20 protein-coding genes are annotated in these 23,293 nt (G+C 70.5%); 3 read left to right on the top strand and 17 right to left on the bottom strand.

Annotated elements, in window-relative coordinates; translation table 11 throughout:
• Positions 1 to 31 precede the first annotated feature (31 nt).
• The 4 genes from tcuC to ACSFA5_RS17525 all read right to left on the bottom strand — a co-directional run bounded on the left by tcuC (position 32) and on the right by ACSFA5_RS17525 (position 5,354).
• Complete coding sequence (gene tcuC, locus ACSFA5_RS17540) at positions 32 to 1,384, bottom strand: MFS transporter (RefSeq protein WP_435445316.1); 1,353 nt, start codon at positions 1,382 to 1,384, stop codon at positions 32 to 34.
• Between the two features lie 133 nt (positions 1,385 to 1,517).
• The gene (locus tag ACSFA5_RS17535) at positions 1,518 to 2,210 is read right to left on the bottom strand and encodes a thioredoxin family protein (protein ID WP_435445315.1); all 693 of its coding nucleotides are present in this window, start codon (positions 2,208 to 2,210) and stop codon (positions 1,518 to 1,520) included.
• A 95-nt stretch (positions 2,211 to 2,305) separates the two neighbouring features.
• Entirely contained in the window at positions 2,306 to 4,486 is a 2,181-nt protein-coding gene (locus ACSFA5_RS17530; RefSeq protein WP_435445314.1) for a protein-disulfide reductase DsbD family protein, read from the bottom strand.
• A 100-nt stretch (positions 4,487 to 4,586) separates the two neighbouring features.
• Positions 4,587 to 5,354, bottom strand: coding sequence for an alanyl-tRNA editing protein (locus ACSFA5_RS17525; RefSeq protein WP_435445365.1), 768 nt, complete (start codon positions 5,352 to 5,354; stop codon positions 4,587 to 4,589).
• Positions 5,355 to 5,486: 132 nt separating this feature from the next.
• Between ACSFA5_RS17525 and ACSFA5_RS17520 the strand changes: the two genes are divergently transcribed.
• Positions 5,487 to 6,866: a PQQ-dependent sugar dehydrogenase gene (locus ACSFA5_RS17520; protein ID WP_435445313.1), complete on the top strand. Its 1,380-nt coding sequence runs from the start codon at positions 5,487 to 5,489 to the stop codon at positions 6,864 to 6,866.
• A gap of 33 nt (positions 6,867 to 6,899) precedes the next feature.
• Here ACSFA5_RS17520 and ACSFA5_RS17515 read toward each other — a convergent pair whose 3' ends face one another.
• Entirely contained in the window at positions 6,900 to 7,910 is a 1,011-nt protein-coding gene (locus ACSFA5_RS17515) for a zinc-binding alcohol dehydrogenase family protein (RefSeq protein WP_435445312.1), read from the bottom strand.
• 85 nt (positions 7,911 to 7,995) lie between these two features.
• On the opposite strand from ACSFA5_RS17515, the gene ACSFA5_RS17510 reads away from it, so the two are divergent.
• The gene (locus tag ACSFA5_RS17510) at positions 7,996 to 8,901 is read left to right on the top strand and encodes a LysR family transcriptional regulator (RefSeq protein ID WP_435445311.1); all 906 of its coding nucleotides are present in this window, start codon (positions 7,996 to 7,998) and stop codon (positions 8,899 to 8,901) included.
• Positions 8,902 to 9,316: 415 nt separating this feature from the next.
• Here ACSFA5_RS17510 and ACSFA5_RS17505 read toward each other — a convergent pair whose 3' ends face one another.
• The 5 genes from ACSFA5_RS17505 to pgaA all read right to left on the bottom strand — a co-directional run bounded on the left by ACSFA5_RS17505 (position 9,317) and on the right by pgaA (position 16,770).
• On the bottom strand, positions 9,317 to 10,114 hold the full coding sequence (locus ACSFA5_RS17505) for an SDR family oxidoreductase (protein WP_435445310.1): 798 nt from the start codon (positions 10,112 to 10,114) through the stop codon (positions 9,317 to 9,319).
• A gap of 108 nt (positions 10,115 to 10,222) precedes the next feature.
• A complete protein-coding gene (locus tag ACSFA5_RS17500; RefSeq protein ID WP_435445309.1) occupies positions 10,223 to 10,810 on the bottom strand; it encodes a PgaD family protein in 588 nt (195 codons plus the stop codon).
• The gene (pgaC, locus tag ACSFA5_RS17495) at positions 10,800 to 12,077 is read right to left on the bottom strand and encodes a poly-beta-1,6-N-acetyl-D-glucosamine synthase (RefSeq protein WP_435445308.1); all 1,278 of its coding nucleotides are present in this window, start codon (positions 12,075 to 12,077) and stop codon (positions 10,800 to 10,802) included. Before pgaC ends, ACSFA5_RS17500 begins: the two co-directional genes overlap by 11 nt.
• Positions 12,074 to 14,134 (bottom strand): poly-beta-1,6-N-acetyl-D-glucosamine N-deacetylase PgaB, encoded by a 2,061-nt coding sequence (pgaB, locus tag ACSFA5_RS17490; protein WP_435445307.1) that lies wholly within the window; start codon positions 14,132 to 14,134, stop codon positions 12,074 to 12,076. The genes pgaC and pgaB overlap by 4 nt, the downstream gene beginning before the upstream one ends.
• Before the next feature lie 8 nt (positions 14,135 to 14,142).
• Entirely contained in the window at positions 14,143 to 16,770 is a 2,628-nt protein-coding gene (gene pgaA, locus ACSFA5_RS17485) for a poly-beta-1,6 N-acetyl-D-glucosamine export porin PgaA (RefSeq protein WP_435445306.1), read from the bottom strand.
• 262 nt (positions 16,771 to 17,032) lie between these two features.
• Here pgaA and ACSFA5_RS17480 point away from each other — a divergent pair, with 262 nt between their 5' ends.
• Positions 17,033 to 17,860, top strand: coding sequence for a creatininase family protein (locus ACSFA5_RS17480; RefSeq protein WP_435445305.1), 828 nt, complete (start codon positions 17,033 to 17,035; stop codon positions 17,858 to 17,860).
• Here ACSFA5_RS17480 and ACSFA5_RS17475 read toward each other — a convergent pair.
• Genes ACSFA5_RS17475 through ACSFA5_RS17445 form a run of 7 tightly spaced genes read right to left on the bottom strand, consistent with a single transcriptional unit; the run spans position 17,857 to position 23,286 of the window.
• Positions 17,857 to 18,825, bottom strand: coding sequence for a threonine dehydratase (locus ACSFA5_RS17475; protein ID WP_435445304.1), 969 nt, complete (start codon positions 18,823 to 18,825; stop codon positions 17,857 to 17,859). The genes ACSFA5_RS17480 and ACSFA5_RS17475 overlap by 4 nt on opposite strands.
• A gap of 19 nt (positions 18,826 to 18,844) precedes the next feature.
• Positions 18,845 to 19,477: a LysE family translocator gene (locus ACSFA5_RS17470; protein WP_435445303.1), complete on the bottom strand. Its 633-nt coding sequence runs from the start codon at positions 19,475 to 19,477 to the stop codon at positions 18,845 to 18,847.
• A 2-nt stretch (positions 19,478 to 19,479) separates the two neighbouring features.
• Positions 19,480 to 20,172 (bottom strand): VOC family protein, encoded by a 693-nt coding sequence (locus ACSFA5_RS17465; protein WP_435445302.1) that lies wholly within the window; start codon positions 20,170 to 20,172, stop codon positions 19,480 to 19,482.
• 28 nt (positions 20,173 to 20,200) lie between these two features.
• Complete coding sequence (locus tag ACSFA5_RS17460; protein WP_435445301.1) at positions 20,201 to 21,124, bottom strand: PhzF family phenazine biosynthesis protein; 924 nt, start codon at positions 21,122 to 21,124, stop codon at positions 20,201 to 20,203.
• Positions 21,125 to 21,129: 5 nt separating this feature from the next.
• The gene (locus ACSFA5_RS17455) at positions 21,130 to 21,771 is read right to left on the bottom strand and encodes a glutathione S-transferase family protein (protein WP_435445300.1); all 642 of its coding nucleotides are present in this window, start codon (positions 21,769 to 21,771) and stop codon (positions 21,130 to 21,132) included.
• Positions 21,772 to 21,800: 29 nt separating this feature from the next.
• The gene (locus ACSFA5_RS17450; protein WP_435445299.1) at positions 21,801 to 22,634 is read right to left on the bottom strand and encodes a PhzF family phenazine biosynthesis protein; all 834 of its coding nucleotides are present in this window, start codon (positions 22,632 to 22,634) and stop codon (positions 21,801 to 21,803) included.
• 13 nt (positions 22,635 to 22,647) lie between these two features.
• Positions 22,648 to 23,286, bottom strand: coding sequence for a LysE family translocator (locus ACSFA5_RS17445; protein ID WP_435445298.1), 639 nt, complete (start codon positions 23,284 to 23,286; stop codon positions 22,648 to 22,650).
• Between the last annotated feature and the right edge of the window lie 7 nt (positions 23,287 to 23,293).

The raw sequence follows: 23,293 nt of genomic DNA, 5'->3' as shown, positions 1-23,293 counted from the left end.
GGCGATTGTCGCAGGGGTGTGTCCCGGGCCCTCAAACCACCGGCACGTGCCGGGAATCCGCCGAACTCACGTTGCGCCGGTAGAGCACCAGCGTCGCAATCAGCCCGCAGATGGCCGCTGCCGTCATCCACAGCCCCGGCGCGCCCTTGTCGCCCGTCATTTCGATCAGCCCCGTCGCGATGGCCGGCGTGAACCCGCCGAACAGCGCTGTCGCCAGGCTGTACGCCAGCGAGAAGCCCGCGGTGCGCACGTTCACCGGCATCACCTCGGTCAGCGCCACCACCATCGCACCGTTGTAGCTCGCATAGAGGAACGACAGCCACAGCTCCACTTCGAGCATGCGCGCGAAGCTGGGCGCGCCCACCAGCCACTTCAGCGACGGGTATGCGGTGAGGATGGTCAGCACCGTGAACAGAATCAGCAGCGGCTTGCGCCCCACGCGGTCCGACAGCGCGCCCATGATCGGCAGCCAGATGAAGTTGGACACCGCCACGCACAGCGTGACGATCAACGCGTCGGTGGTGCTCAGGTGCAGCACCGACTTGCCGAAGGTCGGCGTGTACACCGTGATCAGGTAGAACGACACGGTGGTCATGGACACCAGCATCATCCCGGCGACCACCAGGCCCCAGTTCGCAATCATCGACTGGAAGATCTCGCGCGCGTCCGGGCGGTGCTTGCGCGCCATGAACTCCTCGGTCTCCTGCAGCGAGCGGCGAATGATGAACAGCACCGGCACGATCAGGCAGCCCACGAAGAACGGCACGCGCCAGTAGAAGTCGCCGATTTCCTGCGAGGTGAAGGTCACGTTGAGCCAGTAGCCCAGCGCGGCTGCCACCACGATGGCCACCTGCTGGCTGGCCGACTGCCAGCTCACGTAGAAGCCCTTGTGGCCCGGCGTGGCCATCTCCGACAGGTACACCGACACACCGCCCAGCTCCACGCCGGCCGAGAAGCCCTGCAGCAGCCGGCCGATCAGCACCAGGAGCGGCGCCGCCAGGCCGATGGTCGCGTAGCCCGGCACGCAGGCGATCAGCAGCGTGCCGACGGCCATCAGCGCGAGCGTGACGATCAGCCCCTTGCGGCGGCCGACGCGGTCGACGTACGCGCCCAGGAAGATCGCGCCCAGCGGACGCATCAGGAAGCCCGCGCCGAAGGTCATGAACGTGAGCATCAGCGAGGCGAATTCGTTGCCCGCGGGGAAGAAGGCCTTCGAGATCTGGGTGGCGTAGAAGCCGAACAGGAAGAAGTCGAACATCTCCATGAAGTTGCCGCCGGTCACGCGAAGGACGGTGGCGACTTTCGAGGAGGACGATGCGGAGGAGGTGCCGGCGTTGGCGCGGGCAGGCGCGCCTTGCGGCGCTGTGGAGGGCGCGGTCTTCATGTTGTTGTCCCCTGTGGCGTAAGTGGTTGCCAAGGGTAGGCCGTGCTTCCCGACCGCTGCCTGACTGCGCCGGTCAGGTAGCTGTCACGCCCCGGCGCAGCGGTGCGGCGGCGCGGGGCATGAGGTTTCGCGCTCAGGTCTTGTACTTGATCGAGCAGCCGTAGGGCCGCGTGCTGGCCGTCGAGATCGGCTTGCCGCCGAAGGCCTCGCCCAGCGCCCGGTTCACGTAGTTGGTGGCGGTCTTGATGTCGTCCGCCCGTGCCGACGCGATGCTGTCGATGCCGCCCGCGTACACCAGCGTGCCCTTGGGGTCGATGATGAAGATGTGCGGCGTGGTGCGCGCGCCGTAGACCTGGCCGATCACGCCGTCTTCGTCCATCAGCACGGCGGTGGGCGCGGCCTTCTGCGACTTCATCCAGGCGTCGAGGGCGTCGGCCTTCAGGTAGTCGCTGGCGGCGCGCTCGGTGGAGTTGATGGCCAGCCACACCACGCCCTTGTCGGTCGCGGCTTTTTGCGTGGCGGGCATGTTGCCGCTGCCGTAGTGCTTGCGCACGAAGGGGCAGCCGGGGTTGGTCCACTCGAGCACCACGAACTTGCCCGCGAAATCGGACAGCTTGTGCTTGGCGCCGGTGGTGTCCACGGCCACGAAATCGGGTGCCTGCTGGCCCACGGCCGGAGCAGCAATGGCGTTGGTGCCCATCAGGAAAGTGGCGCCCAGTGCCACCGCGGCGGCGACGACGGCACGGCGGGAGGCCCGGGTCAGGGCGGCGCGGGCGTTGCGCGCGGCGCGCAGGGAACGCGAGTCGACGGTTGGCGAAAGAGACATGGCCAGCTTGAACTCCAAAAGAAAAATTCCAAACAACAACTGCAGCTTAGAACGGTTTCTTCAAGTGCTTGTGACAACCCATGTCACAGGGGTGGTCAAAGCGCGGCGAGTGCTGCGCGAACCTCGTCCTTGCCCAGGATTTCGGTCAGCACGACCGGCGGCTTGCCCGGTGCCTGCAACACGTACACCGGCACGCCGCTGCGGCCCAGCGCGGTGAGCGCGGCGGTGATGGCGGGGTCGCGGCGGGTCCAGTCGGCGCGCAGCATGGCGACCTTCCTGGCGTCGAAGTCGGCCAGCACCTGCGCGTCGGCCAGGGTGGCCTTCTTGTTGTACTGGCAGGTCACGCACCAGGCGGCGGTGAAGTCGATGAACACCGGTTGCCCGGCGCCCGAGAGCTCGGCCACGCGCTCGGCGGACCACGGCTGCCAGCGCTGGCCGGCCGCCCCCTTGGCATTCGCCGATGCGAGCGTGGCGGGCTCCACCACTTGCAACACATTGCGCCCGATGGCCGCGCTGAGCAGGGCGGTGAAGGCGATGAGCACGCCCGCGATCACCATGCGCGTGCGCCCGCGCAGCGTGAGCGCCCAGACGATGGCGGCCATGCACACCAGCAGCGCCAGCAGCGTGCCCGCGCCGTCGATGCCGCTCTGCTGGCCCAGCACCCACACCAGCCACGCCACGGTGGCGAACATCGGGAACGCGAGCAGGCGGCGCAGCGTGTGCATCCACGGGCCCGGCTTGGGCAGCAGCCGCGCGATGGCGGGCACGAAGCCGGCCACCAGGTAGGGCAGCGCCAGCCCGAAGCCCAGCGCCGCGAACAGCAGCAAGGCCTGCGCGGCCGGCAGGCCGATGGCGAAGCCCAGCGACACGCCCATGAAGGGGGCCGTGCACGGCGAGGCGATGACCACGGCCAGCACGCCCGAGAGAAAGTCGTTGGCCAGCGGATGCTTGGCCTGCGCGCTGCACACCGACGACGGCGCGGCGCGGCCGAACTCGAACACGCCCACCAGGTTCAGCCCGATCAGCGTGAACAGCGCCGCCAGCGCCGCCACCACGCCCGGCGACTGCAGCTGGAAGCCCCAGCCCAGCCCGGCACCGGCCGCGCGCAGCGCCAGCATGGCGCCGCCCAGTGCAAGGAAGGACAGCATCACGCCGCCCGTGTACGCCAGCCCGGCCTTGCGGTGCGCGCTGTCGTTGCCCGCCTGCCGCGCGAAGCCCAGCACCTTGATCGCGAGGATCGGGAACACGCAGGGCATCAGGTTGAGCATCAGGCCGCCGAGCAGCGCGCCGAACAGGGCGGCGATGAAGGTGGTGGCCGACGGTGCGTTCAGCGCAGCCGGTGCCGCTGCGGCTGCAGCGGCTGAATTGGCGACGTTGGCGGTGAGTGCTGCCTGCAGCGCCGGCGACACCTCGGCGCGCGGCGCGGCATTGGCGGGCCAGGTGCCCGACACCGGCGGCTCGGCGCGCCAGGCGATCGGCTGGCCGGCCTGCCGGTCGGCCTCGGCCAGCGCCACCACCAGCGGCATCGCGGTGGGGCTCTCGCTGCGCTGGTCGGCCAGCGGAATGGTCGCGGTCCAGGTGCCGTTGTCCTGCCAGGCCTGGGTCCAGTCCTTGCCGGAGACGGCCGCGGTGCGGATCACCTCGGGGGTCTCGGGAAAGAAGCCCAGCGTCTTGCCCTGCACGGCGGCGGGCAGGCCTTCGAGGCGCACCTTCAGGGTGTGGCCGTCGACCTGCACGGTGCCGGGTTGTGCCAGCGGCTGGGGCTGGGCCGCGGCGGCGGTGTCGAAATCGGCCTTGTGCAGCGCGGTCGAGCCCTGCAGCGGCAAAGACAGGCTGAAGGTGCCTTCCTCGGGAATGCATTCCTTGCGGCACACCAGCCAGGAAGCCTTGAGCTGGATGTCCATGGCCGGCGTGGCGCCCAGCGCCACCGGCGGCTTGTACAGCGTGGACACCTCCAGCGGCACCGGCAGCAGCACGGTGTTCTCGTAGCCGTAGTTGGCGAGGTTGCCCACCGCGATCTTCTCGGGCACGGGCCAGGCGATCTCGCCGGTGGACACGCCGGGCGGCAGCGTCCACGTCATTTCGGTGGGCAGGCCCGAATCGCCGGCGTTCTTCCAGTAGGTGTGCCACTCGGGCTGGTGCGTGATCTGCAGGCCGACCCACACCGGGGCGCCGGGCGTCACGCCGTCGGGCGCGTGCGCGATCAGTTCGGCGCGCACGTGGGGGGTGGTGACCACCGCGCCCGTTTCGGAGGCCAGTTGCGCCACAGCGGGCATGCTGGCTGCGGATGCCGCTATCAAAAGCGTAGCGAATTGGATGCGCGAGAAGATCATGCCTGCTGTCGGAGCCTTGGGGTGGGGCGAAGTTCCAGGTGTTTCAGGCGGCCACGGGGGCCCAGCCCAGCACCACGCGCCGGCTGTTGGCGCTCTTCTTCTCTATCTTGGTGACCACCATGGCCCCGATCTCCGAGGTGTTTGCAACATGCGTGCCGCCGCAGGGCTGGAAGTCGATCTGCGCGCCGCCCTCGCCTTCGGAGCCGCCGATGCGGATGGTGCGCACCGTGCCCAGCCCGCGCGGGGGCTGCACGCTCATGCTCTTGACCAGGCCCGGGTTGGCGTCGAGTTCGGCGTCGGTGATGGCGCCCACGGTCAGCGGATGGGCCGCCTCGACCAGCCGGGCCAGCCCGGCGGTCAGCGCGTCCTTGTCCAGCGGGTCGGTCATGTGGAAATCGAGCCGCGCATAGTCGGGCGTGATGGAGCAACCGTTCACCGGCTGCGGCACCAGATGGCACAGCAGGTGGGTGGCCGTGTGGAAGCGCATCAGCCGGTGGCGGCGCTCCCAGTCGATGCGGGCGGTCACGGTGTCGCCGGGCTTCAGCGCGGCCAGCAGTCCGGCCTGTTCCGGGGCGGGCACATGGACGAATTCGTCCGTCGGCTGGCCTTCTTCGTTCTTCGCCTTGCGGGTGTCGGCAATGACCACTTCGCGCCCGTCGGCCAGGGCCAGCACGCCGCTGTCTCCAGCCTGTCCGCCGCCCAGCGGATAGAACACCGTGCGGTCGAGCACGATGCCGGCCTCGTCGATGCGCAGCACGCGGGCTTCGCAGGTGCGCAGGTAGGCGTCGGCGCGGAACAGGTCGTCGGTCATGCCCGCGATGGTAGCGGCGATGCCCGAATCGGGTGCGCCCACGCCAGAAAGCGCCCACGACCGACAACCCCGCCCCGTGGGCGCGATGGATGATCGATCCGTTATGCGGCCATGGCCGCGCAAAGGACCCGCATGAAGACACCGCAGCAAGCCTCCGCCCGCAAGGCGTTCCCCTGGCAGGCACCCACCATGACCGTGGCCGTGGCCGTCGCGCTGCTCCTCGCCGGCTGCGGCGAGGCGGCCAAGCTCACGCCCGAGGCCACCACCGGCCCCAGCCCGAAGCTGGCTGAACCCAACAAGACGCTGATTCCCACCGTCAACGTCGCCCCCGCCATCGGCTGGACCGACACCGCCATGCCCACCGCGGCCGAAGGCCTGAAGGTCACGGCGCTGGCGCGCGGGCTGGACCATCCGCGCTGGGTCTACACCCTGCCCAACGGCGACATCCTGGTGGCCGAGAGCAACAAGCCGCCCAAGCCCGGCGGCAGCGCCACCGACGGCGGCGACGGCGTGGTGGCCAAGGTGCGCAACTGGGTCATGGGCAAGGTCATGGGCCGCGCCGGTGCCGGCGTGCCCAGCGCCAACCGCATCACCCTGCTGCGCGACGCCAACGGCGACGGCGTGGCCGAGGTCAAGCAGGTCTTCATGACCAACCTGATGTCGCCCTACGGCATGGCGCTGGTGGGCAATGAGCTCTTCATCGCCAACGCCGACGCGCTGGTGAAGGTGCCCTACACCGAGGGCCAGACGGCCATCAGCGCGAACCCCACGCTGGTGACGCAGCTGCCCGCGGGCATCAACCACCACTGGACCAAGAACGTCATCGCCAACGCCGACGGCAGCAAGCTGTATGTCACGGTCGGCTCCAACAGCAACATCGGCGAGAACGGCCTGGCCGCCGAAGAAGGCCGCGCCGCCATCTGGGAGGTCGACACGAAGAGCGGCGAGAAGCGCCTGTTCGCCAGCGGCCTGCGCAACCCCAACGGCATGGGCTGGGACCCCGACACCAAGGCCCTGTGGACCGTGGTGAACGAGCGCGACGAGATCGGCAGCGACCTCGTGCCCGACTACCTCACCTCGGTGAAGGACGGTGCCTTCTACGGCTGGCCCTGGACCTACTACGGCGGCATCGTCGACGCGCGCGTCACGCCGCAGAACCCCGAGATGGCGGGCAAGGCCATCGCGCCCGACTACGCGCTGGGCTCGCACGTCGCGCCGCTGGGCATGGCCTTCTCGCGCGTGGGCGCCATGCCCGAGCAGTTCGCCAGCGGCGTCTTCGTCGGCGAGCACGGCTCGTGGAACCGCAAGCCCAAGTCGGGCTACAAGGTGGTGTTCGTGCCCTTCATCGGCGGCAAGCCGAGCGGCCCGCCGGTCGATGTGCTGACCGGCTTTCTCACCGCCGACGAAAAGGCCCAGGGCCGCCCGGTGGGCGTGACGCTCGACAAGAGCGGCGCGCTGATCGTGGCGGACGACGTGGGCAACGCGGTGTGGCGGGTGTCGAAGGACAAGTAGCCGCCGCTCGCGAAGGCCTGCCCCCGGGTGGGCTCAGAACCCGGCCAGCACCACCTTGCCCTGCGCCTTGCCGCTCTCGATGAGCGCATGCGCGCGCCGAAGGTTGGCGGCGTTGATGGTGCCGAAGCTCGCGTTCGCCGTGGTGCGGATGCGGCCCGCGTCGACCAGTGCCGCCACCTCGGCCAGCAGCGCGCCTTGTTCGGCGATGTCGGGCGTCTCGAAGCGCGAGCGCGCGAACATCATTTCCCAGTGCAGCGAGATGCACTTGGTCTTCAGCGGCATGGCGTCGAACACCTTCATGTCGTCGATCACCGCGAGCTGTCCCTGGGGCTTCAGGCTCTCGATGATCTGCGCGTAGTGCTGCTCGGTCTGCGTGAGGCTGGCGACCATGTCGACCTCGCCGATGCCGGCCGCCTTGAGCTCGGCCGCGAGCGGCTTCGAATGGTCGATGACCGTGTGCGCGCCGAGCGCCAGGCACCACTCGCGCGTTTCGGGGCGCGAGGCGGTGGCGATCACGCGCAGTTGCGTGAGCTGGCGTGCGAGCTGGATCAGGATCGAGCCCACGCCGCCGGCACCGCCGGTGATCAGCAGCGTCTGGCCTTCGCCGCCGCCCTTGGGCACCTGCAGGCGGTCGAACAGCAGCTCGTAAGCGGTGATGGTGGTCAGCGGCAGCGCGGCGGCCTGCGCGTCGTCCAGGCTCTTCGGCGCAAGGGCGGCGATGCGCTCGTCCACCGCGTGCAGCTCGGCGTTGGCACCGGGGCGAACGATGGAGCCGGCGTAGTACACGCGGTCGCCCAGCTTGAAGTGCTTCACGCCGCTGCCGATGGCCTCGACCGTGCCGACGGCGTCCCAGCCCAGCACCTTGGCCTGGCCGGCTTCGGGCGTGGCGTTCTTGCGGACCTTGGTGTCCACCGGGTTGACCGACACCGCCTTCACGCGCACCAGCAGGTCGCGCGGGCCGGCCACGGGGGCGGGCAGCTCGATGTCCTGAAGCGATTCGGGGTTGTCGATGGGAAGGGGCTGGTAGTAGCCGACGGCTTTCATGGCGGGGACCTTTCAGTGACGATGGCTCGACTGTAGGATGACAAGGCTGGTTTGATAAGCCCGTCTAAAACAGCAACACTTTCAAATGAAAATTGAAAATATCTCCGACCTGCAGGTGCTGGTGCACACCGCGCGCGGCGGCACGCTCACCGCGGCGGCGCATGCGCTGGGCATCACGCCCGCGGCCGCCAGCGCCACGCTCAAGCGGCTGGAGTCGCAGCTCGGCGCCCGTCTGTTCGAGCGCTCCACCCGCGCCATGCGCCTCACGCCGCAGGGCCAGACGCTGCTCGACTACGCGGTGCGCGCCTTCGAACTGCTGGACGAGGGCGAGTCGCTGGTCACGGCCGACCGGGGCGAACTGGTCGGCACCTTGCGGGTGGCTGCGCCCTCTGACCTCACGCGCAGCACGCTGCTGCCGTGGTTCGACGAGTTTTTGGCGCTGCACCCCGGCGTGCAACTGTCACTGTCGGTGGGCGACCGCCCGCTGGACGTGATGCGCGACGAGGTCGACGTGGCGCTGCGCTACGGCGCGCTGGCCGATTCGCGGCTGGTGGCGCGGCCCTTCGCCATGACCAATCCGTTGTTGATCGCCTCGCCCGACTACCTGCGCCGCCATCCCGCGCCGAAGACGCCGCAAGACCTGGCGCAGCACAACTGCCTGATCTTCAACCGTGGCGGGCGCGCCAACCGCGTCTGGCGTTTCGCGCAAAAGGGCCAGTGGACCGACGTGCGCGTGAACGGCAACCGCAGCGTGGACGACGCTTCGCTGGCGCGCGAATGGGCGGTGGCGGGCCATGGCATCACGCTGAAGTCGTCGCTCGACGTGCGCGACGACGTCCGCGGGGGGCGGCTGGTGCGGCTGCTGGCCGAGTGGGACACCGAGCCTTATCCGCTGCATGCGCTGCTGCCCAGTGGGCGGTTCGTGCCGGCGCGGGTTCGGGCTTTCGTGGATTTTTTGGGGGGGAAGTTCGAGGGGCTGATGAGGTCTTGAACTGCTGGCTTTGTTGGCGCCGCTGGCCGGGACTCGCCCCGGCGGGCGACCTGCTTTTCTTTGCTTCGCCAAAGAAAAGTAGGCAAAAGAAAGGCGACCCCACTGCCCGCGTCCCTGCGCTTCGCTCCGGGCAACCTGCGGTGCTCACGTTTCGCGGGGTCTCGCCCAAACTCGCTGCGCTCAAACAAGGGCGAGCCCTGATCCGCGAAACGCTCCGCTCCTCGGCGCGGCCAGAGGGGCGGGCGCCGCTCGGGCCGTCGCTTCGCTCGGCCCTTTGTTTCGAACAGGCCTTCGCTTCACTCGGCCTCGGGGTTGGCTCCCTCTCCCCTCGGGGAGAGGGTTGGGGTGAGGGCAGCGGCGCCCGACACCGCGCTCTCGCGGCCAAGTCGACGGCTGCTCCTCTCTGGTCACGCCCTCAAATCATCGGCGTCACCGCCCCATCCATCGCCACGATCGCCCCCGTCACATAGCTCGCCTTCGCCGACGCCAGGAACACCACCGTGTTCGCAATCTCCTCCGGCGTCGCGATGCGCCCCAACGGCAGCCTCGCCTTGGCGCGTGCCAGCGCCTCGTCGGTGCCGATGCCCGCCAGCTTCGCGTCGGCCTTCATGCCTTCCTGCAGCCGCTCGGTCAGCGTGAGGCCGGGGTTCACCGCGTTCACGCGCACGCCCTTGCCCGCATAGGCCGCGGCCATGCCGGCGCTCACCAGCATCAGCGCCGCATTGGCCGCGCCGCCGGCCATGTGCACGGGGCTGGCCACCTTGCCGCCCTGGCCGATCACGTTGACGATGGCGCCGCGGCCGCGCTGGCCCATGCGCTTGACCACGGGGTCGAGCATGTGGATGTAGGTGAAGTACTTCGCGTCCATGGCGTCGTGCCACGACGCGGCGGTCAGGTCGTCGGGCGGGGTGCGGCGCGCGGCGCCGGCCGAGTTGACGAGCACGTCGACCGGGCCGAAGGCCTGCTCGGCCGCGTCGAGGGCCGCTACGGCGCTGGCCGGGTCCTTGAGGTCGGCCGCGTGCACCGAGACGCGGCCTTCGGCCTGCGCAAACGCCTCGAGCAGCGTCTTCTTGCCCTGCTCCAGGTTGGCGATGTCGCGCGAGACGAGGCTCACGCGCGCGCCCTCGCGCAAGAAGCCCAGCGCGCAGGCCAGGCCGATGCCCTTGCTGCCGCCGGTGATGAGAACGTGCTGGTCCTGGAGCTGGAGGTCCATGAAAAAGTCCTTGGCCGTGATGAAGGGGGAATGCGCCGGCGATTGAAGCACCGCCGTGAAACCCCTGCACGGACGCGGCTGTGCGCCGCGAACTCCAGCGCTACCGGCTCAGCGCCGCCCGCCCGCGCGCTGCAGCGGCTCGGGTTCGAGCGCGCCCGGCGCGGTGTCGGTGGCGTCGCGCAGGTGGCCGTTGTTGTCGTGGTGCGCCAGCAGCTGGCGCGTGCGCTGCCAGGCCGACAGCCGTGCCGGCGGCACGTCGATGAAGGAGGCCAGCGCGAACAGCGACGACTCTTCCTTCTCGGGCGGCGCCTCGCGCTTGTTCTGGCGGCGGCGCCACGGCGCCATCACCAGCATCGCCACCGCGATCACGCCGATCAGCACCGCGTACAGGCCCAGCAGGTGCATCACCTCGGGCTGCGAGCGCGCGCCCAGCACGTAGGGCCACGCATACCAGATGGCGCAGAACCAGATGGCGATGGTCAGGGCCGGGCGCGCCACGCGCAGCCACAGGTACATGGCCAGCGTGCGCCGGGGCGAACGGCCGCTGCCGAAGGCGCGCAGCGGAATGCGCGCGGCGTCGATGATCGGCTCGTCCACGGCGGGCTGGCCCCAAGAGCGCGAGCGGCTCGGCGGCGGCGTGTCGTCGTGTTCGGGAAAACGGCTGTGGGTCAGGATCTCATTGATTTCATTGCGCATCGGAAACTCCTCGGTCAGGGCTGGTCCATACCGCGCGCTTGCCGCGCCGGCGTAGCAGGACCTTGGGAAGGGCGACGACGGTGGTCGCCATCGTCAGGGTCCAGAAAGCGATCGGGTACCAGATCGTTCCGGCGAAATAGCGCAGCAGGTCGCGGTCGTAGCGGCGATCGATCCACAGGCTCAGCAGCATCTGCAGGATGCAGGTCATGGCCAGCAGCGTGCCCTGCCAGTGCGGCAGCAGCGCCGAGTGCCACAGCGAGTCGACCGGCAGGAATGGGCGCGCCAGGCTCACCACCAGCACCGCGGCCATGGCGTAGGCCCACACCACGCTGGTCATGTACTCCGCGTAGATGAGCCACATGCGCCAGTTGCCCGGGCGCAGGATGCGCGGCGTGTAGCGCAGCATGGTCTGGATGCCGCCCATGGCCCAGCGCAGGCGCTGCTTCCACAAGCCGCGCAAGGTCTCGGGCATCAATATCCAGCACAGCGCGCGCGGCTCGAAGCGCAGCTTCCAGCCGGCGAGCTGCAGCTTCCAGCTCATGTCGATGTCTTCGGTGAGCACGTCGGGGCTCCAGAAGCCCACTTCGATCACCGCGCGGCGGCGGAACATGGCAATCACGCCCGACACCGTGAACAGCGTGCCCACCAGCTGCTGCGAGCGCTTGATGAGCCCGATGATCGATGAGAACTCGCCCACCTGCATGCGCCCCAGCAGCGTGGTGCGGGTGCGGATGCGCGGGTTGCCCGTGACCGCGCCGATGCGCTCCGACGCCAGCATCGGCTGCAGCATCCACGCAATGGCGTTCTCGTCGATCAGCGCGTCGCCGTCGATGCCCAGGATGTACTCGCCGCGCGCCAGCTGGCAGGCGGTGTTCAGCCCCACCGCCTTGCCCTGGTTGCTGGCGTTGTGAACCACGCGCAGGCGGCTGTACTCGCGCGTCATCTCGTCGAGCAGCTCGCCGGTGCCGTCGGTGCTGCCGTCGTTCACGGCAATGACCTCGTAGTTCGGGTAGCGCGTGCGCATGAGCTGTTCGATCACCTCGCGCAGGTGCGGCGCCTCGTTGAAGCAGGGCACCACTACCGTGACCAGCGGAAACGCGGGCAGCCGCTCGAGCGGGTTGCCCTCGATGTGGCGCTTGCGCTCGAACACCCACGCATGCGACAGGCCGCCCGCCATCCACACGTAGGCCATGAAGAAGGGGTAGTAGAAGACGAAGCCGAACAGCAGCGAGGGCAGCGTCTGCGCGAGGAAATGGCTGGAGCTCATGGCGAGCGTTCTCCTTGCGGGGACTGCGGGGGAATTTCAGCGGAGGCCGGCCCCAGGGCGCGCGGCAGCAGGCTGCGCACCGAGATGGCCCGGCGCACGGTGTCCAGCGAGGGCTGGTCGTTCAGGAAGTCGTCGGGGTAATAGCCCAGATGGCGCACGCCGGCGCGCTGCAGCAGCGTCCACTGGCGCGTGAGCTCGGCGTCGGGCACGGGCTCGCCGGTGCGCCAGTCGCGCGCCTGCAACTCGAACACGGTGCCGTCCAGGCCGCGCGGCGTGTCGGCGGCGCGCCTGGCGAGCCGCGACAGCCAGGCTTGCGACGCCTGGTACCCGGCTTCGCCTTCCATGCGCGGCATGGCCATCAGCGCCACGTAGTCGTAGGCGGCGAGCGAGGCCTCGTAGTTCTGCGCAAACCACTGCTCGGCCTGGGGCTCGAGCAGCGGGCGCGCATACAGGTTGCGCGCGGTTTCCAGCGCGGGGCGCCAGGCGCCCACGCGCGCGGCGAGCTCGTGCGTGAAGTCGATCAGGTAGCGCGTCTTGGCCGTGGTCCAGCGCGCCATCAGCGCGGGGTCGGCGCGGATCGCGGCCACGTCGCGCGGCAGGCCCCAGCGTTCGTAGGTGGCCAGCGCGGCGGGGCTGGCGTCCTCGTCGTCCGCGAGCATGGCGTCGTCGTGGAACAGCAGGCCCTCGAAGAAGGCATGGCTGCCCAGGTCTTCGTAGATGTCGCCGACCAGCGCGCGCACGGCCGGGTCGAAGGGCGAGAGACGGTGGTAGCGGCCGTCGGGCGTGGTGCCGGCCTGCGTCACCACCGTGTGGGTGGCGAGCGGGTTGGCCGCGGGCAGGCGGAACGCCGTGACCGGCATCCACGCGTACACCTTCACGCCGGTGCGGGTGCGCAGCTGCCAGGCGGCGCGCGCGAACAGGTCGGCGCGCATCGGCAGGTGGCGGTTGGGAAAGTACAGGGCGTCGGCCACGCCGTCGCCGTCGGGGTCGGCATAGGCCTGCAGGAACACCGAGCGCGGACGCACGGCGGCCACGCGGTCGATCAGCAGCGACAGGTTGCGCTCCTGCTGCGCGGGGTCGGGGTCGTACACGTAGTCCAGGTCCACGTGCATCACGCGGTTGACCGGGCGCACTTCGCCGCCCACGGGGCTGCGCAGCAGCCGGGCGTATTCGGGCGCCTGGTTGTCGTAGGCGGCCAGCGCGCGGCGGATGCGGCTGAGCGGCACCGCGCCGGTGTTGGGGCCGTCGTCCAGCGTGAAGGTGATGGGCATGCCCGCGCGTTCCGAGGCCTTCAGCGCCGCGGTGTTGTAGGCGCCGTAGGGCCACACGGTGGCGCGCACCTTGGCGCCGGTGCGCGCTTCGATGATCTCGCGGCTGCGGCGCAGGTCGGTCTCCACGCGGCGTGCGTAGGCGTCGTCGCTTTCGTAGCGGCCGGTGGCGCTGTCGTAGCGGTGCGTGGCGGCCGAAGGCAGCAGGTTGCCCTGCGGGTTGGCGGCGATGCCTGTGTGCATCGCATCGGTGTGGCTCGCGAACTCGACCAGGCCCGAGCGCGCCATTTCGGCGGCTTCGCTCCACAGCAGGAAGTTGTCGCGCGGCGCGGGCTTGTCGCCCCAGTGCACCAGTTGCCCTTGCGGAACATCGAGCCAGCTGGTCACCAGCGCCATCAGCGCCGGGTAGTTGTAGCGCTTGAGCAGCGGGAACACCTTGGTGTAGGCGCTGCGGTAGCCGTCGTCGAAGGTCAGCAGCACGGCCTGGGCCGGCAGCGGCTTGCCGCCGGCGCGTGCGTCGACGATCTGCTGCAGGCTCACCGGCCGGTAGCCGCTGTGGTCGAGCCAGGCGAACACCTCGGCGAAGGTGCGTTCGTCCACGGCGGTTTCGTCGGGCGAATCCGCAAAGCTGGCACGCACGTTGGTGCGCACGTCGTGGAACGAAAGCACGCGAAAGGTCAGGCCGTCGCTGGGGTCGGCCGGCGGCAGCGGCTGCGCCGGCGCGGGCAGCGCCACGGCCAGCAGCAGCCCCAGCAAGGCTGCGCGCCAAAGGGAGAGGAAGTTCTTCATCGTTCGCATCACGGCAGGGGCATCGAGAGGTTCAGGAAGACGCCGCGCTGTCGCTCGCGCACGCCGTCGTAGGGATGGCTGGAAATGCTCAGGCCGTAGCGCAGCGTGAGCTTGGGTCCGAGCTCCCAGCGGTGCTCGTAGCGCAGGCTCCACAGCGGCCCGCTGCCGAAGCCGGCCTGCCGGTAGGTGCCGCCGCTCAGCCCCACCACCTGGAAGAACTGGCGGTCGTCGCGCTTCCAGTTGAGCCATTGCGCGCGCACACCGAGCTCGGTGCTGCTGTCGCTCGACGGGTTGAAGTAGGGCGCGTCCACGGCGCGCCCGCGGCCGGCGGCGGTGGTCAGCTGGGTCTCGAGCTGGAAGCCCGGCGTGCTGATCCAGCGCTCGCGCCAGCCCAGCTGCAGGCCGTTGCGCACGTTGCCGTCGCTGAAGTCCAGGCGCTGGTACTGCAGGTCGAAGCGGCGCGACTCGTTCACCACGTAGCCCACGCTGGCGCCGGTGTCGCGCGCGCCGATGCGAGCCACGCGGGCCTTCCACGGCAGCTCCTTGCTGTCGCCGTCGTAGGTGGCCGACAGGCGCCAGGCGTCGCTGGCGCGGTAGTCCACGCGGCCGGCCACGCTGTTCTGGTAGGGGCCGCCGTTGGAATGCTGCAGCGCGCCTTCGGCCAGCCACGGGCCGCGCTGCCAGGCCAGGCCCAGGCCGCCGCGCGCCCAGTTGGCGTTGCCGATGTCGGTGTTGCCGCGCCCGAGCGACTGGTCGTAGAACAGGCGCCATTCGTCGTCGATCAGGCCCGAGCTGAGCCGGCTGTCGACGCGCCATTCGCGGCTGGCAATGGCCGCACCGCCGCGCGAGGCCTCGGCATCGACATCGAGCCGGGGGCCGGTGATGGCGCGCCGCTTGCGCTCCATCTCGCGCACCTCGGCCGTGTCGGGCGCATCGGCCACCAGCGATTCGGCTCGGCGGCGCGCCTCGGCGAATTCGTCGGCGTCGAGCAGGGCTTCCACGTGGCCGGTGCGCGCACTGATGTCGTCGGGGTGGTCGGCCGCCAGCGCCTCGAAGCGCGCCACGGCGGCCTCGGGGTGCTCGCGCATCCGCTCGGTCAGCGCCGCGCCGTAGGCGTAGCCGGCGTTCAGCGGCGCCTCGCGCGTCAGCACGTCGAACTGCTGCTGCGCCAGCGCATGCCGGTCGCCGTACAGCGTGAGCAAGCCGCGCAGGCCGCTCACGTCGCTGTACTGCTCGTTGGGGCGGCGCGCTTCGGGTGCCAGGCGCAGGTAGGTCGGGGTGGCGCCTTCGAGGCGCGCGAGCAGTGCCTGCGCATCGTCGAAACGGCCGGTGTCCTGGTAGGCGTAGACCAAGCCGAAGTAGAGCGGGTCGGGCATGGGCACGTCGTCCCCGCCCTTGCTGACCGCCGCCTCGAACAACGGCACGGCCTCGGCCGAGCGGCGCTCCTGCGCATAGGCGCGGGCCGCGGCGCCCAGACCGTAGAACGGCAATTCGGTGCCGGCGGCGCGCATCGACTCGTACAGCGCGATGGCGTCGGCGGGGCGGCCGCGTTCGACCAGCGCCAGCAGGCGGTCGCACAGCAGCCGCACGCGCAGGGCGCGCCAGGCGGGCGCATCCGCGGGGTCGGCCTGCAGGGCGGCGGCATCGGCGCGGGCCAGTGCGGCTTCTTGCGCGGCCAGCACGCGGTCGAGCGCGACCACGCGTTCCGCGCCCAGGCGCTGGTCGCGTTCCTGGATGGCCCAGCGCAACTGCTGGCCCAGGGCCTCCTGCTGCAGGGTGGAAAGCGCCAGCGGCGAGAAGCTGCCCGGCTTGGCGCGCTCCGCCGCCTCGGCGTCGTCGAAGGCGCTCGATGCGGCGCCGCTGCCCGCAAGCAGAAAGTCGGCCTCGCGGCGCAGGTCGGCGCGCTCGGGCCGCAGCGCGCCGGCCTCGGTGTAGGCGGCCAGGGCCTGCAACGGATCGTTGTCGGCGCGTGCCACCGCGGCGCGCAGCTCCAGCAGCGAGACGCGGTCGTCGATCTGCTTCGAGGGCTGCGCGGACAGGGCGGCGTAGATGGCCTTGGCCCCCGCGACGTCGCCGCTGTCGAGCCGCCAGTAGGCCTCGTGGATGCGCGGCTCGCGGGCATCGGGTTGCCGTGCGCGCCAGAGCTTGACGGTCTCGCCCTGCAAGGCAAGGTCCTTCGTGCGCCGGGCGGCCACCGTGAGCGGGCCCAGCGCGTAGTCGTTCAGCCCTGCCGGCCGGAACCGGCGCGCCAGCGCCACGGCTTCGGCGAACTGCCCGTCGGCCACCGCCACGACCACCGCGTCGGACGCGGCGCGCCGCCGCTCGGCCTCGCCCAGCGGCGACGCGAGCCATGCCTTGAACTGTTGCAACGCCTGTGCCGGCGTGACGCGGCCGTCGCGGCGCGCGGCGATCAGCGCATCGTGCTGTTGCGGGCTGTAGGCCGCCGTGCCCGTGTCGGACGCAGGGGCCGCAACGACGCCAAGCTGCGCGAAGGCCGCCGACGGGTCGAGGGCCAGGACGCAAACGATGGGGGCGATTCCCCGTGCTGCTTTGGCGAGGCGATGAGACAGCGACCCCGTGAGCGTCGATTTGCGCCCGAACGTGACCGTGCCTCCAGTTTTTTTCTGGATATTCACACTGCTCCCTTGAACCGTCTCTCATGCGGCGAGATGCCTGCACGAAAGCCGAACTAAAGCGCGGATCGATGCCGCAAAGCGATAGTTCTTGAAAGTGACTCTGCGGACGACTCTAGGTACAAACGTCAACAAATGCAAACTTTAGTGCCAGTTTTCAGAGAAAAGCGTGAACATGTTTACGTTTCCGGCCTCAAAAAAGGCAGTGGCATGTCAGACAACGGCGACAGGCCCACCGGTTCGGGTAGCCCACTAAGATCGTGCGATGAACGCTCCTTCGGCCTCCATTCCCCGCTTCTGGTCCCAGCTCACCACGCGCGACTTCGCGTCGCTCGACGCGGCGGCCACGGTCGCGGTGCTGCCGCTGGGCGCGACCGAGCAGCACGGCCCGCACCTGCCGCTGGGCGTGGACACGGTGCTGGCCGACGGCATCGTCGCGGCCGCGCTGCCGCTGCTGCCGGCCGAACTGCCGGTGCTGTTCCTGCCGACGCAACAGATCGGGCTGAGCCCGGAGCACGCGCGCTTCGCGGGCACGCTCACGCTGTCGGCCGAGACGCTCATCCGTGTATGGAACGAAATCGGCGCGGGCGTGGCGCGCGCCGGGGTGAAGAAGCTGGTGCTTTTCAATGCACACGGCGGCCACGTGGGCGCGATGGACATCGTGGCGCGCGAACTGCGCGCGACGCACGGGCTCATCGTCTACAGCGTGAGCTGGTTCAACCTGCCGCTGGGGGACGCGAACGCGCAATTCAGCGCGCAGGAGCACCGCTTCGGCGTGCACGCGGGCGAGATCGAGACCTCGATGATGCTGGCGCTCACGCCGCAACTGGTGCGCATGGGCGAGGCGAAGGATTTCAGTTCGACGTCGCAGCAGCGCGCGGCCGACTACGCGATCCTCGGCAACGGCAAGAGCGCCAAGCTCGGCTGGGCCATGGAGGACTACAACGCGCACGGCGCCGCGGGCAATGCGGCCGCTGCGACGGCTGAGAGCGGTCAGGCGGTGATCGATGCGGCCGCGCAGCAATTGGCGCTGCTGCTGGCGGAGGTGTCGCGCCTGCCGTTGAGCACGGCCAATACCGGGCCGCTGCCTTAGGCGGCGCCCCTCAGCACCCCCGCGAACATGTCCGAGTCGACATTCCCGCCGCTCACGCTGACGCCCACCGTCTTGCCGCGCCAGCGTTCCTGCTGCTGAAGCGCCGCCGCCAGCGCCGCGGCCCCCGCGCCCTCGGCCACGTTGTGCGTGTCGCTGAAGAGAATGCGCATCGCGTTGGCGATCTCGTCGTCCGTGACCGTGACGACGTCGTCGGCTTCGCGCAGGATCACGGCGACAGACTCGGGCACCGGCGTGCGGCAGGCCATGCCGTCGGCCAGCCGCGTGCTGACGGGCGACTCGACCGGCTTGCCGGCGCGAAAGGAATCGCGGTACGCCGTGGCATGGGCCGACACCACGCCGATGAGCCGGGTCGACACACCGCAATGCGCGCGCGCCGCCGCCGCAGCGGCAAAGCCCGAACCCAGGCCGATGGGCACGAACAGCACGTCGGGCGGCGTGCCCGGCAGCGCATCGAAAAATTCAACGTACGCCGTCGACACCCCGCGCACCAGCTCGCGGTGGAACGACGGCACCCGGTGCAACCCGCCGCGCTCGGCCAGCACGCCCGCATGTTCGGAGGCCGCCTGGAAGTCGTCGCCGTGCTCGACCAGCGTCACGCCCAGCGCGCGCATCGCGCCGTTCTTTTCGGTCGAGTTGCCATGCGGCACCACGATGGTCGCGGCCAGCCCGTGGCGCCGCGTGGCGAAGCCGACCGACTGGCCGTGGTTGCCGCGCGTGGCGCTGACGGCATGGCGCACCTCGGGATGCTCGCGCGCCAGCGTTTCGAAGTAGGTCAGGCCGCCGCGGATCTTGAAGGCGCCGGCCGGCGTGTGGTTCTCGTGCTTGGCCCACACCGTGGCGCCCAGGCGCTGCGACAGCAGCGGCCATGCGTACTGCGGCGTGGGCGGCATGGCTGCGTGCACGGTGCGCTGCGCGGCTTCGATTTCTTCGCGGGTGAATCTCACGGGTGCCCTTGTTCGATGGTTACTTGCGTTCGGTGAGCGCCACGCGCACGGCCAGCGCCGCCAGCACGCTGCCCATCACATAGCGCTGCGCGCGCAGCCAGCCCGCGCTCTGCGACAGCACGGCCGTGATGCTCGCGGCGCCGAAAATCATCACCGTGTTGACCGCGGCGCTGGTCGCCATCTGCGCCACGCCCAGCTGCATGCTCTGCAGAAGCACCGAGCCGCGCTCGGGGTGAATGAACTGCGGAAAGAACGACAGGTAGAACATCGCCACCTTCGGGTTCAGCAGGTTCGTCAGAAAGCCCATGCGAAACAGCCTGGCCGGCGGGTCGGCCGGCAGCACGCGCGCCTCGAACGGCGCATTGCCGCCGGGCTTTACGGCCTGCCACGCGAGCCACAGCAGGTAGGCCGCGCCGGCCAGGCGAATGGCGTCGAACGCCAGCGGCACGGCCAGCAGCAGCGCGGTGAGCCCGAGCGCGGCGGCGAACAGGTGCACCACGAAGGCCGTCAGCACGCCGCCCAGCGAGATGAGCCCGGCCCGGCGGCCCTGGATCAGCGTGCGCGAGACGCAATAGATCATGTTCGGCCCCGGCGTGAGCGCCAGCAGCAGCGAGGCGAGGGCGAACCAGGCGATGTCGGTGAGGCCCAGCATGGTCAGAGTCCTTTCGATTCGAGCGTGACGGGGCCGCGCGGCGTGTCGAGCACGGCAATGAGGTTCGGCGGGCCGGCGTCCACCGGCATGGCGGTCAAGCCCACGGCCGACAGGGCGGCCGCCAGCGCCGGTGCGCGCGGATGCACCGCGCGCAGCGCACGCATCGCCAGGCCCGACCTGGGCATGGCGTCGGTCGGATGCACCGGCCCCCACTGGATGAGCGTGGGCAGCGCGCCGTAGAACAGCCGCTGGCCGTCGTCGCGCACCGTGATCTGCCATTCGAGCCGCCCGGCCGGCGTGTCGCGCGAGGCCTCGAGCAACTGGCCGCGGTCGATGTGCGCATGCTCCTCGTGCGCCAGGGCGCGCGCAGCGGCCTGTGCGTCGGGCACGCGGGCCACGAAGTGAATCAGCCGCGGTCCGCGCTGCGCGAGCCCGGCCTGCAGCGCGGCGTCGTCCAGGTCGAACCAGCGGTGCGTCTTGGGGCGCGACGGCTGCTTGCCCGGCTCGATGGCGATGATTTCGAGGTAGGCCGCCGGAAAGGCGTCGCTCGCGATGTTCAGCAGGCGGTTGTGCGTGCCCATCAGCGGGTGCGCGCCGCCCGGCCCGGGCGCGACGCCGAGCGTGGCTTCGCACCAGGCCACGCCCTCGTCGAGCGAGGCGGCGGCAATCACGAGGTGGTCGAGTTGCGCGTGCATGGTGCGTGGTCTCCTTGCTTGTGCGGGGCTACAGCGTGACGTGGCCGTCGACGCAGGTCACGGCGTCGCCGCCGACCCATATCTTTCCGGCGGCGTCGCGCTCGATGTACACGCGCCCCGCGCGGCCCAGGCACTGGCCCTGCGCGGCCAGGTAGCGCTCGGGCATGTGGCCGTCGGCGATCAGCCATTCGGCCAGGCTCGCGTTCAGGCTGCCGGTGACGGGGTCTTCCTGCACGCCGATGGGCTCCGCGAAGGCGCGCACTTCCAGGTCGATCTTGGCGCCGTCTTCGTTCGGCGTGGCGGGCCGGTTGCCGAAGGCGCGCGCCTCGCGGTTCGAACGGCCGATGAGCAGCGCGGTGTCGTGCGCCGCGGGCACGCCCGCCACGCCGGCCTTCACGCCCAGTTCCTTCAGCGCGCGGTGGTCGGGCTGCAGCGCCAGCACGGCGTCGGCATCGGCGACCAGCAGGCCGAACCAGACCGGGCCGTTGTCGAGCACCTGCGCCGCCACGATCTGCTGCGCCTTCAGGCCCAGCGCGCCCGCCACCTTGGCGAGCAGCGCGGGGCTCGGGGCGCTGCGCTTGAGCGGCGGCGCGGCGAAGGCCAGGCGAGCGCCGTCGCGCCGCAGCGGCACCAGACCGGCGCCGCACTGCTGCACCACCTGGCCGGCCGCCTTGGGCTTGCCGCCGGCCTGCAGCCACGCATGGCAGCTGCCGATGGTCGGGTGGCCGGCAAAGGGCAGCTCGCCGCCGGGCGTGAAGATGCGCACGCGGTAGTCGGCGGCGGGGTCGGTCGGCGGCAGCAGGAAGGTGGTCTCGGACAGGTTGGTCCACTGCGCGAAGCGCTGCATGGCCTCGTCGCCGAGGTCCTGGCCGTCGATCACCACGGCAAGCGGGTTGCCGTAGTACGCGGTGGCGGTGAAGACGTCGACTTGCTTGAAGGGGCGGGATTTCATCGGATTCATTCGAGGGGCAGATCGAGCACGCCGCGCGCGCCCGGACGGGAAAGCAGGTCGGCGTACCAGCGCTCGACGTTCGGCCAGGTGGGCCGGCGGTATTCGGCGGCCGGCAGGCCGAACCAGCGGTGCGCTTCGCAGCCGAGCGGAATGTCGGCCATGGTGAAGGCGTCGCCGCCCATGTAAGCGTACGTGCCGAGGTGCGCGTCGAGCATCGCGAACAGCGTCTCGCTCTCGCGCACCGACGCGTCGATGAGCGCGGGCTGCCGCTCCGACGGCGGGGTGCGCACCCACTGGATGAAGGCGTCGCGGCTCGCGCGGTTGAGCGTGGTCTGCTGCCAGTCCATCCAGCGCTCGGCATCGAAGCGCGCGGGCAGCTCGCTCGGGTAGAAGCTGCCGTGCGCGTGCCTGGCGCAGAGGTAGCGCACGATCACGTTCGACTCCCACAGCGTCACGCGCTCGGCGCCTTCGCCGTCGTCGATGGTGGGCACCGTCGCATTCGGGTTGAGCGCGAGGTACTCGGGCGTCTGCACGATGCCGAACTTGCCGCCGGCCTCGGTGCGCTGGAAGTCCAGGCCGAGCTCCTGCGCGCACCACACCACTTTGCGGACGTTGATCGAACTGATGCGGCCCCAGATATTGAGCATGGTCGGGTTTCTTTCGTTGATTCGTCGGTTCACGCCGCCATGAGCCGCGCGGTGCCCGACACGCGGACCGAGCTGCCCGCGGCGGGCGAGATGTCGGCATGCAGCTTCGACAGCATGCCCATGTCTTCGCCCTGCACCACGTCGATGGCGCCGCCGTGCGGCCAGGCGATGTCGCGCAGACAGCCTGCCAGCGCGGCGGTGGCCGCGCCGGTCGCGGGGTCTTCGTAGACGCCGCCGGACGCGAAGGGGTTGCGGGTGTGGAACCGCTGCGCGGTCTCGGCGTGGAGCAGCAGGATGGTCGTGAGGCCGGCGCCGTTCATCAGGGCGCGCCCGGCCTCCAGTTCGTAGTGCATGGCCGACAGCAGGGCCCGGCTTTTCAGGGCCAGCACCAGATGATCGGCCCCCGCGTGCGCGACGGCCGGCGCAATGCGCGGGTCGAGGTCGCCGACCGTGTAGCCGAACAGGGCCAGCGCGTCGGACACCAGCGCGGGTGCCGCACCCGCGCTGCGCGTGGGGGGCGACTGCAACGCCGCGGCCACGAGGCGGCCGTCGCGCCGGCCTTCGACTGTGATCCGCGCATGGTTGAGCGCCAGCGCGAACACGCCGTCGCCGTGCTGCAGCGTGAGCGCGGCGCCCAAACCGATCGTCGCGTGCCCGCAGAACGGCACTTCGGACTGCGGCGAGAAGTAGCGCACGCGCCAGCCGTCGGCGGTGCGGGCCGCGAACGCGGTCTCAGAGAAGCCGACTTGCGCGGCGACGGCCTGCATCCGCGCCGCGTCGGGCAATGCGTCGCCGATGACGACGCCGGCGGGGTTGCCGCCCGTCTCGCCGTCGGAGAAGGCTGCGATTTTCAGGACATTCATGGGGGTGTCTTTCTCAGCGCGGCGTGGGCCGGTCGAGGAACAGCAGGCGCACGGCCAGGCCCAGCATCACGGCGGCCAGCAGGCGGCTTTGCAGGCGCGCCGCGCCGGGGCGGCGCTGCAGCCAGCGGCCAACCTGGCCGCTGCACGCGCCCAGCAAGGTGTTGAACGCCAGCGCGGCCAGCGACAGCACCACGCCGAGCTGCACCAGCTGCAGCGGCACGCTGCCGCGCGCGGGGTCGACGAACTGCGGCAGGAAGACCATGAAGAACAGCAGCGCCTTCGGGTTGACCAGGTTGTTCAGCAGCGCCATGCGCACGATGCGGCCGAACCCCGCGGGCTGCGCCTGCGCACCCATGCGAAGACCGCCGCCGCTTCGCAAGGCCTGCACCGCCAGCCACACCAGGTACAGCGCGCCCGCATAGCGCAGCACGTCGAACGAGGGCGGCCACGCGGCCACCAGCGCGGTGACGCCGGTCGCCGCGAACAGCGTGTGCACCAGGTCGGCCGCCGTGATGCCCAGCGCCGCCGCGAAGCCGCCGCGCGGGCCATGGGCCACGCCGTGCGAGAGCACGAAGGCCATGTTCGGGCCCGGCGACAAGAACAGCGCCAGCACGGCGAGCAAAAAGAGCGAGAGCGTGGCGAGGCCGATCAAGGAAGGC

Origin of the sequence: Variovorax monticola (assembly GCF_051216855.1) — a bacterium.
In the GTDB taxonomy this organism is placed as follows: Bacteria; Pseudomonadota; Gammaproteobacteria; order Burkholderiales; family Burkholderiaceae_C; genus Variovorax.
This window is presented reverse-complemented; position numbering and strand designations above follow the sequence as displayed.

Coding starts and splice junctions, on each gene's coding strand:
- tcuC (WP_435445316.1), bottom strand. CDS start 1,384: ATGAAGACCGCGCCCTCCACAGCGCCGCAAGGCGCGCCTGCCCGCGCC.
- ACSFA5_RS17535 (WP_435445315.1), bottom strand. CDS start 2,210: ATGTCTCTTTCGCCAACCGTCGACTCGCGTTCCCTGCGCGCCGCGCGC.
- ACSFA5_RS17530 (WP_435445314.1), bottom strand. CDS start 4,486: ATGCCCGCTGTGGCGCAACTGGCCTCCGAAACGGGCGCGGTGGTCACC.
- ACSFA5_RS17525 (WP_435445365.1), bottom strand. CDS start 5,354: ATGACCGACGACCTGTTCCGCGCCGACGCCTACCTGCGCACCTGCGAA.
- ACSFA5_RS17520 (WP_435445313.1), top strand. CDS start 5,487: ATGAAGACACCGCAGCAAGCCTCCGCCCGCAAGGCGTTCCCCTGGCAG.
- ACSFA5_RS17515 (WP_435445312.1), bottom strand. CDS start 7,910: ATGAAAGCCGTCGGCTACTACCAGCCCCTTCCCATCGACAACCCCGAA.
- ACSFA5_RS17510 (WP_435445311.1), top strand. CDS start 7,996: ATGAAAATTGAAAATATCTCCGACCTGCAGGTGCTGGTGCACACCGCG.
- ACSFA5_RS17505 (WP_435445310.1), bottom strand. CDS start 10,114: ATGGACCTCCAGCTCCAGGACCAGCACGTTCTCATCACCGGCGGCAGC.
- ACSFA5_RS17500 (WP_435445309.1), bottom strand. CDS start 10,810: ATGCGCAATGAAATCAATGAGATCCTGACCCACAGCCGTTTTCCCGAA.
- pgaC (WP_435445308.1), bottom strand. CDS start 12,077: ATGAGCTCCAGCCATTTCCTCGCGCAGACGCTGCCCTCGCTGCTGTTC.
- pgaB (WP_435445307.1), bottom strand. CDS start 14,134: ATGAAGAACTTCCTCTCCCTTTGGCGCGCAGCCTTGCTGGGGCTGCTG.
- ACSFA5_RS17480 (WP_435445305.1), top strand. CDS start 17,033: ATGAACGCTCCTTCGGCCTCCATTCCCCGCTTCTGGTCCCAGCTCACC.
- ACSFA5_RS17470 (WP_435445303.1), bottom strand. CDS start 19,477: ATGCTGGGCCTCACCGACATCGCCTGGTTCGCCCTCGCCTCGCTGCTG.
- ACSFA5_RS17465 (WP_435445302.1), bottom strand. CDS start 20,172: ATGCACGCGCAACTCGACCACCTCGTGATTGCCGCCGCCTCGCTCGAC.
- ACSFA5_RS17460 (WP_435445301.1), bottom strand. CDS start 21,124: ATGAAATCCCGCCCCTTCAAGCAAGTCGACGTCTTCACCGCCACCGCG.
- ACSFA5_RS17455 (WP_435445300.1), bottom strand. CDS start 21,771: ATGCTCAATATCTGGGGCCGCATCAGTTCGATCAACGTCCGCAAAGTG.
- ACSFA5_RS17450 (WP_435445299.1), bottom strand. CDS start 22,634: ATGAATGTCCTGAAAATCGCAGCCTTCTCCGACGGCGAGACGGGCGGC.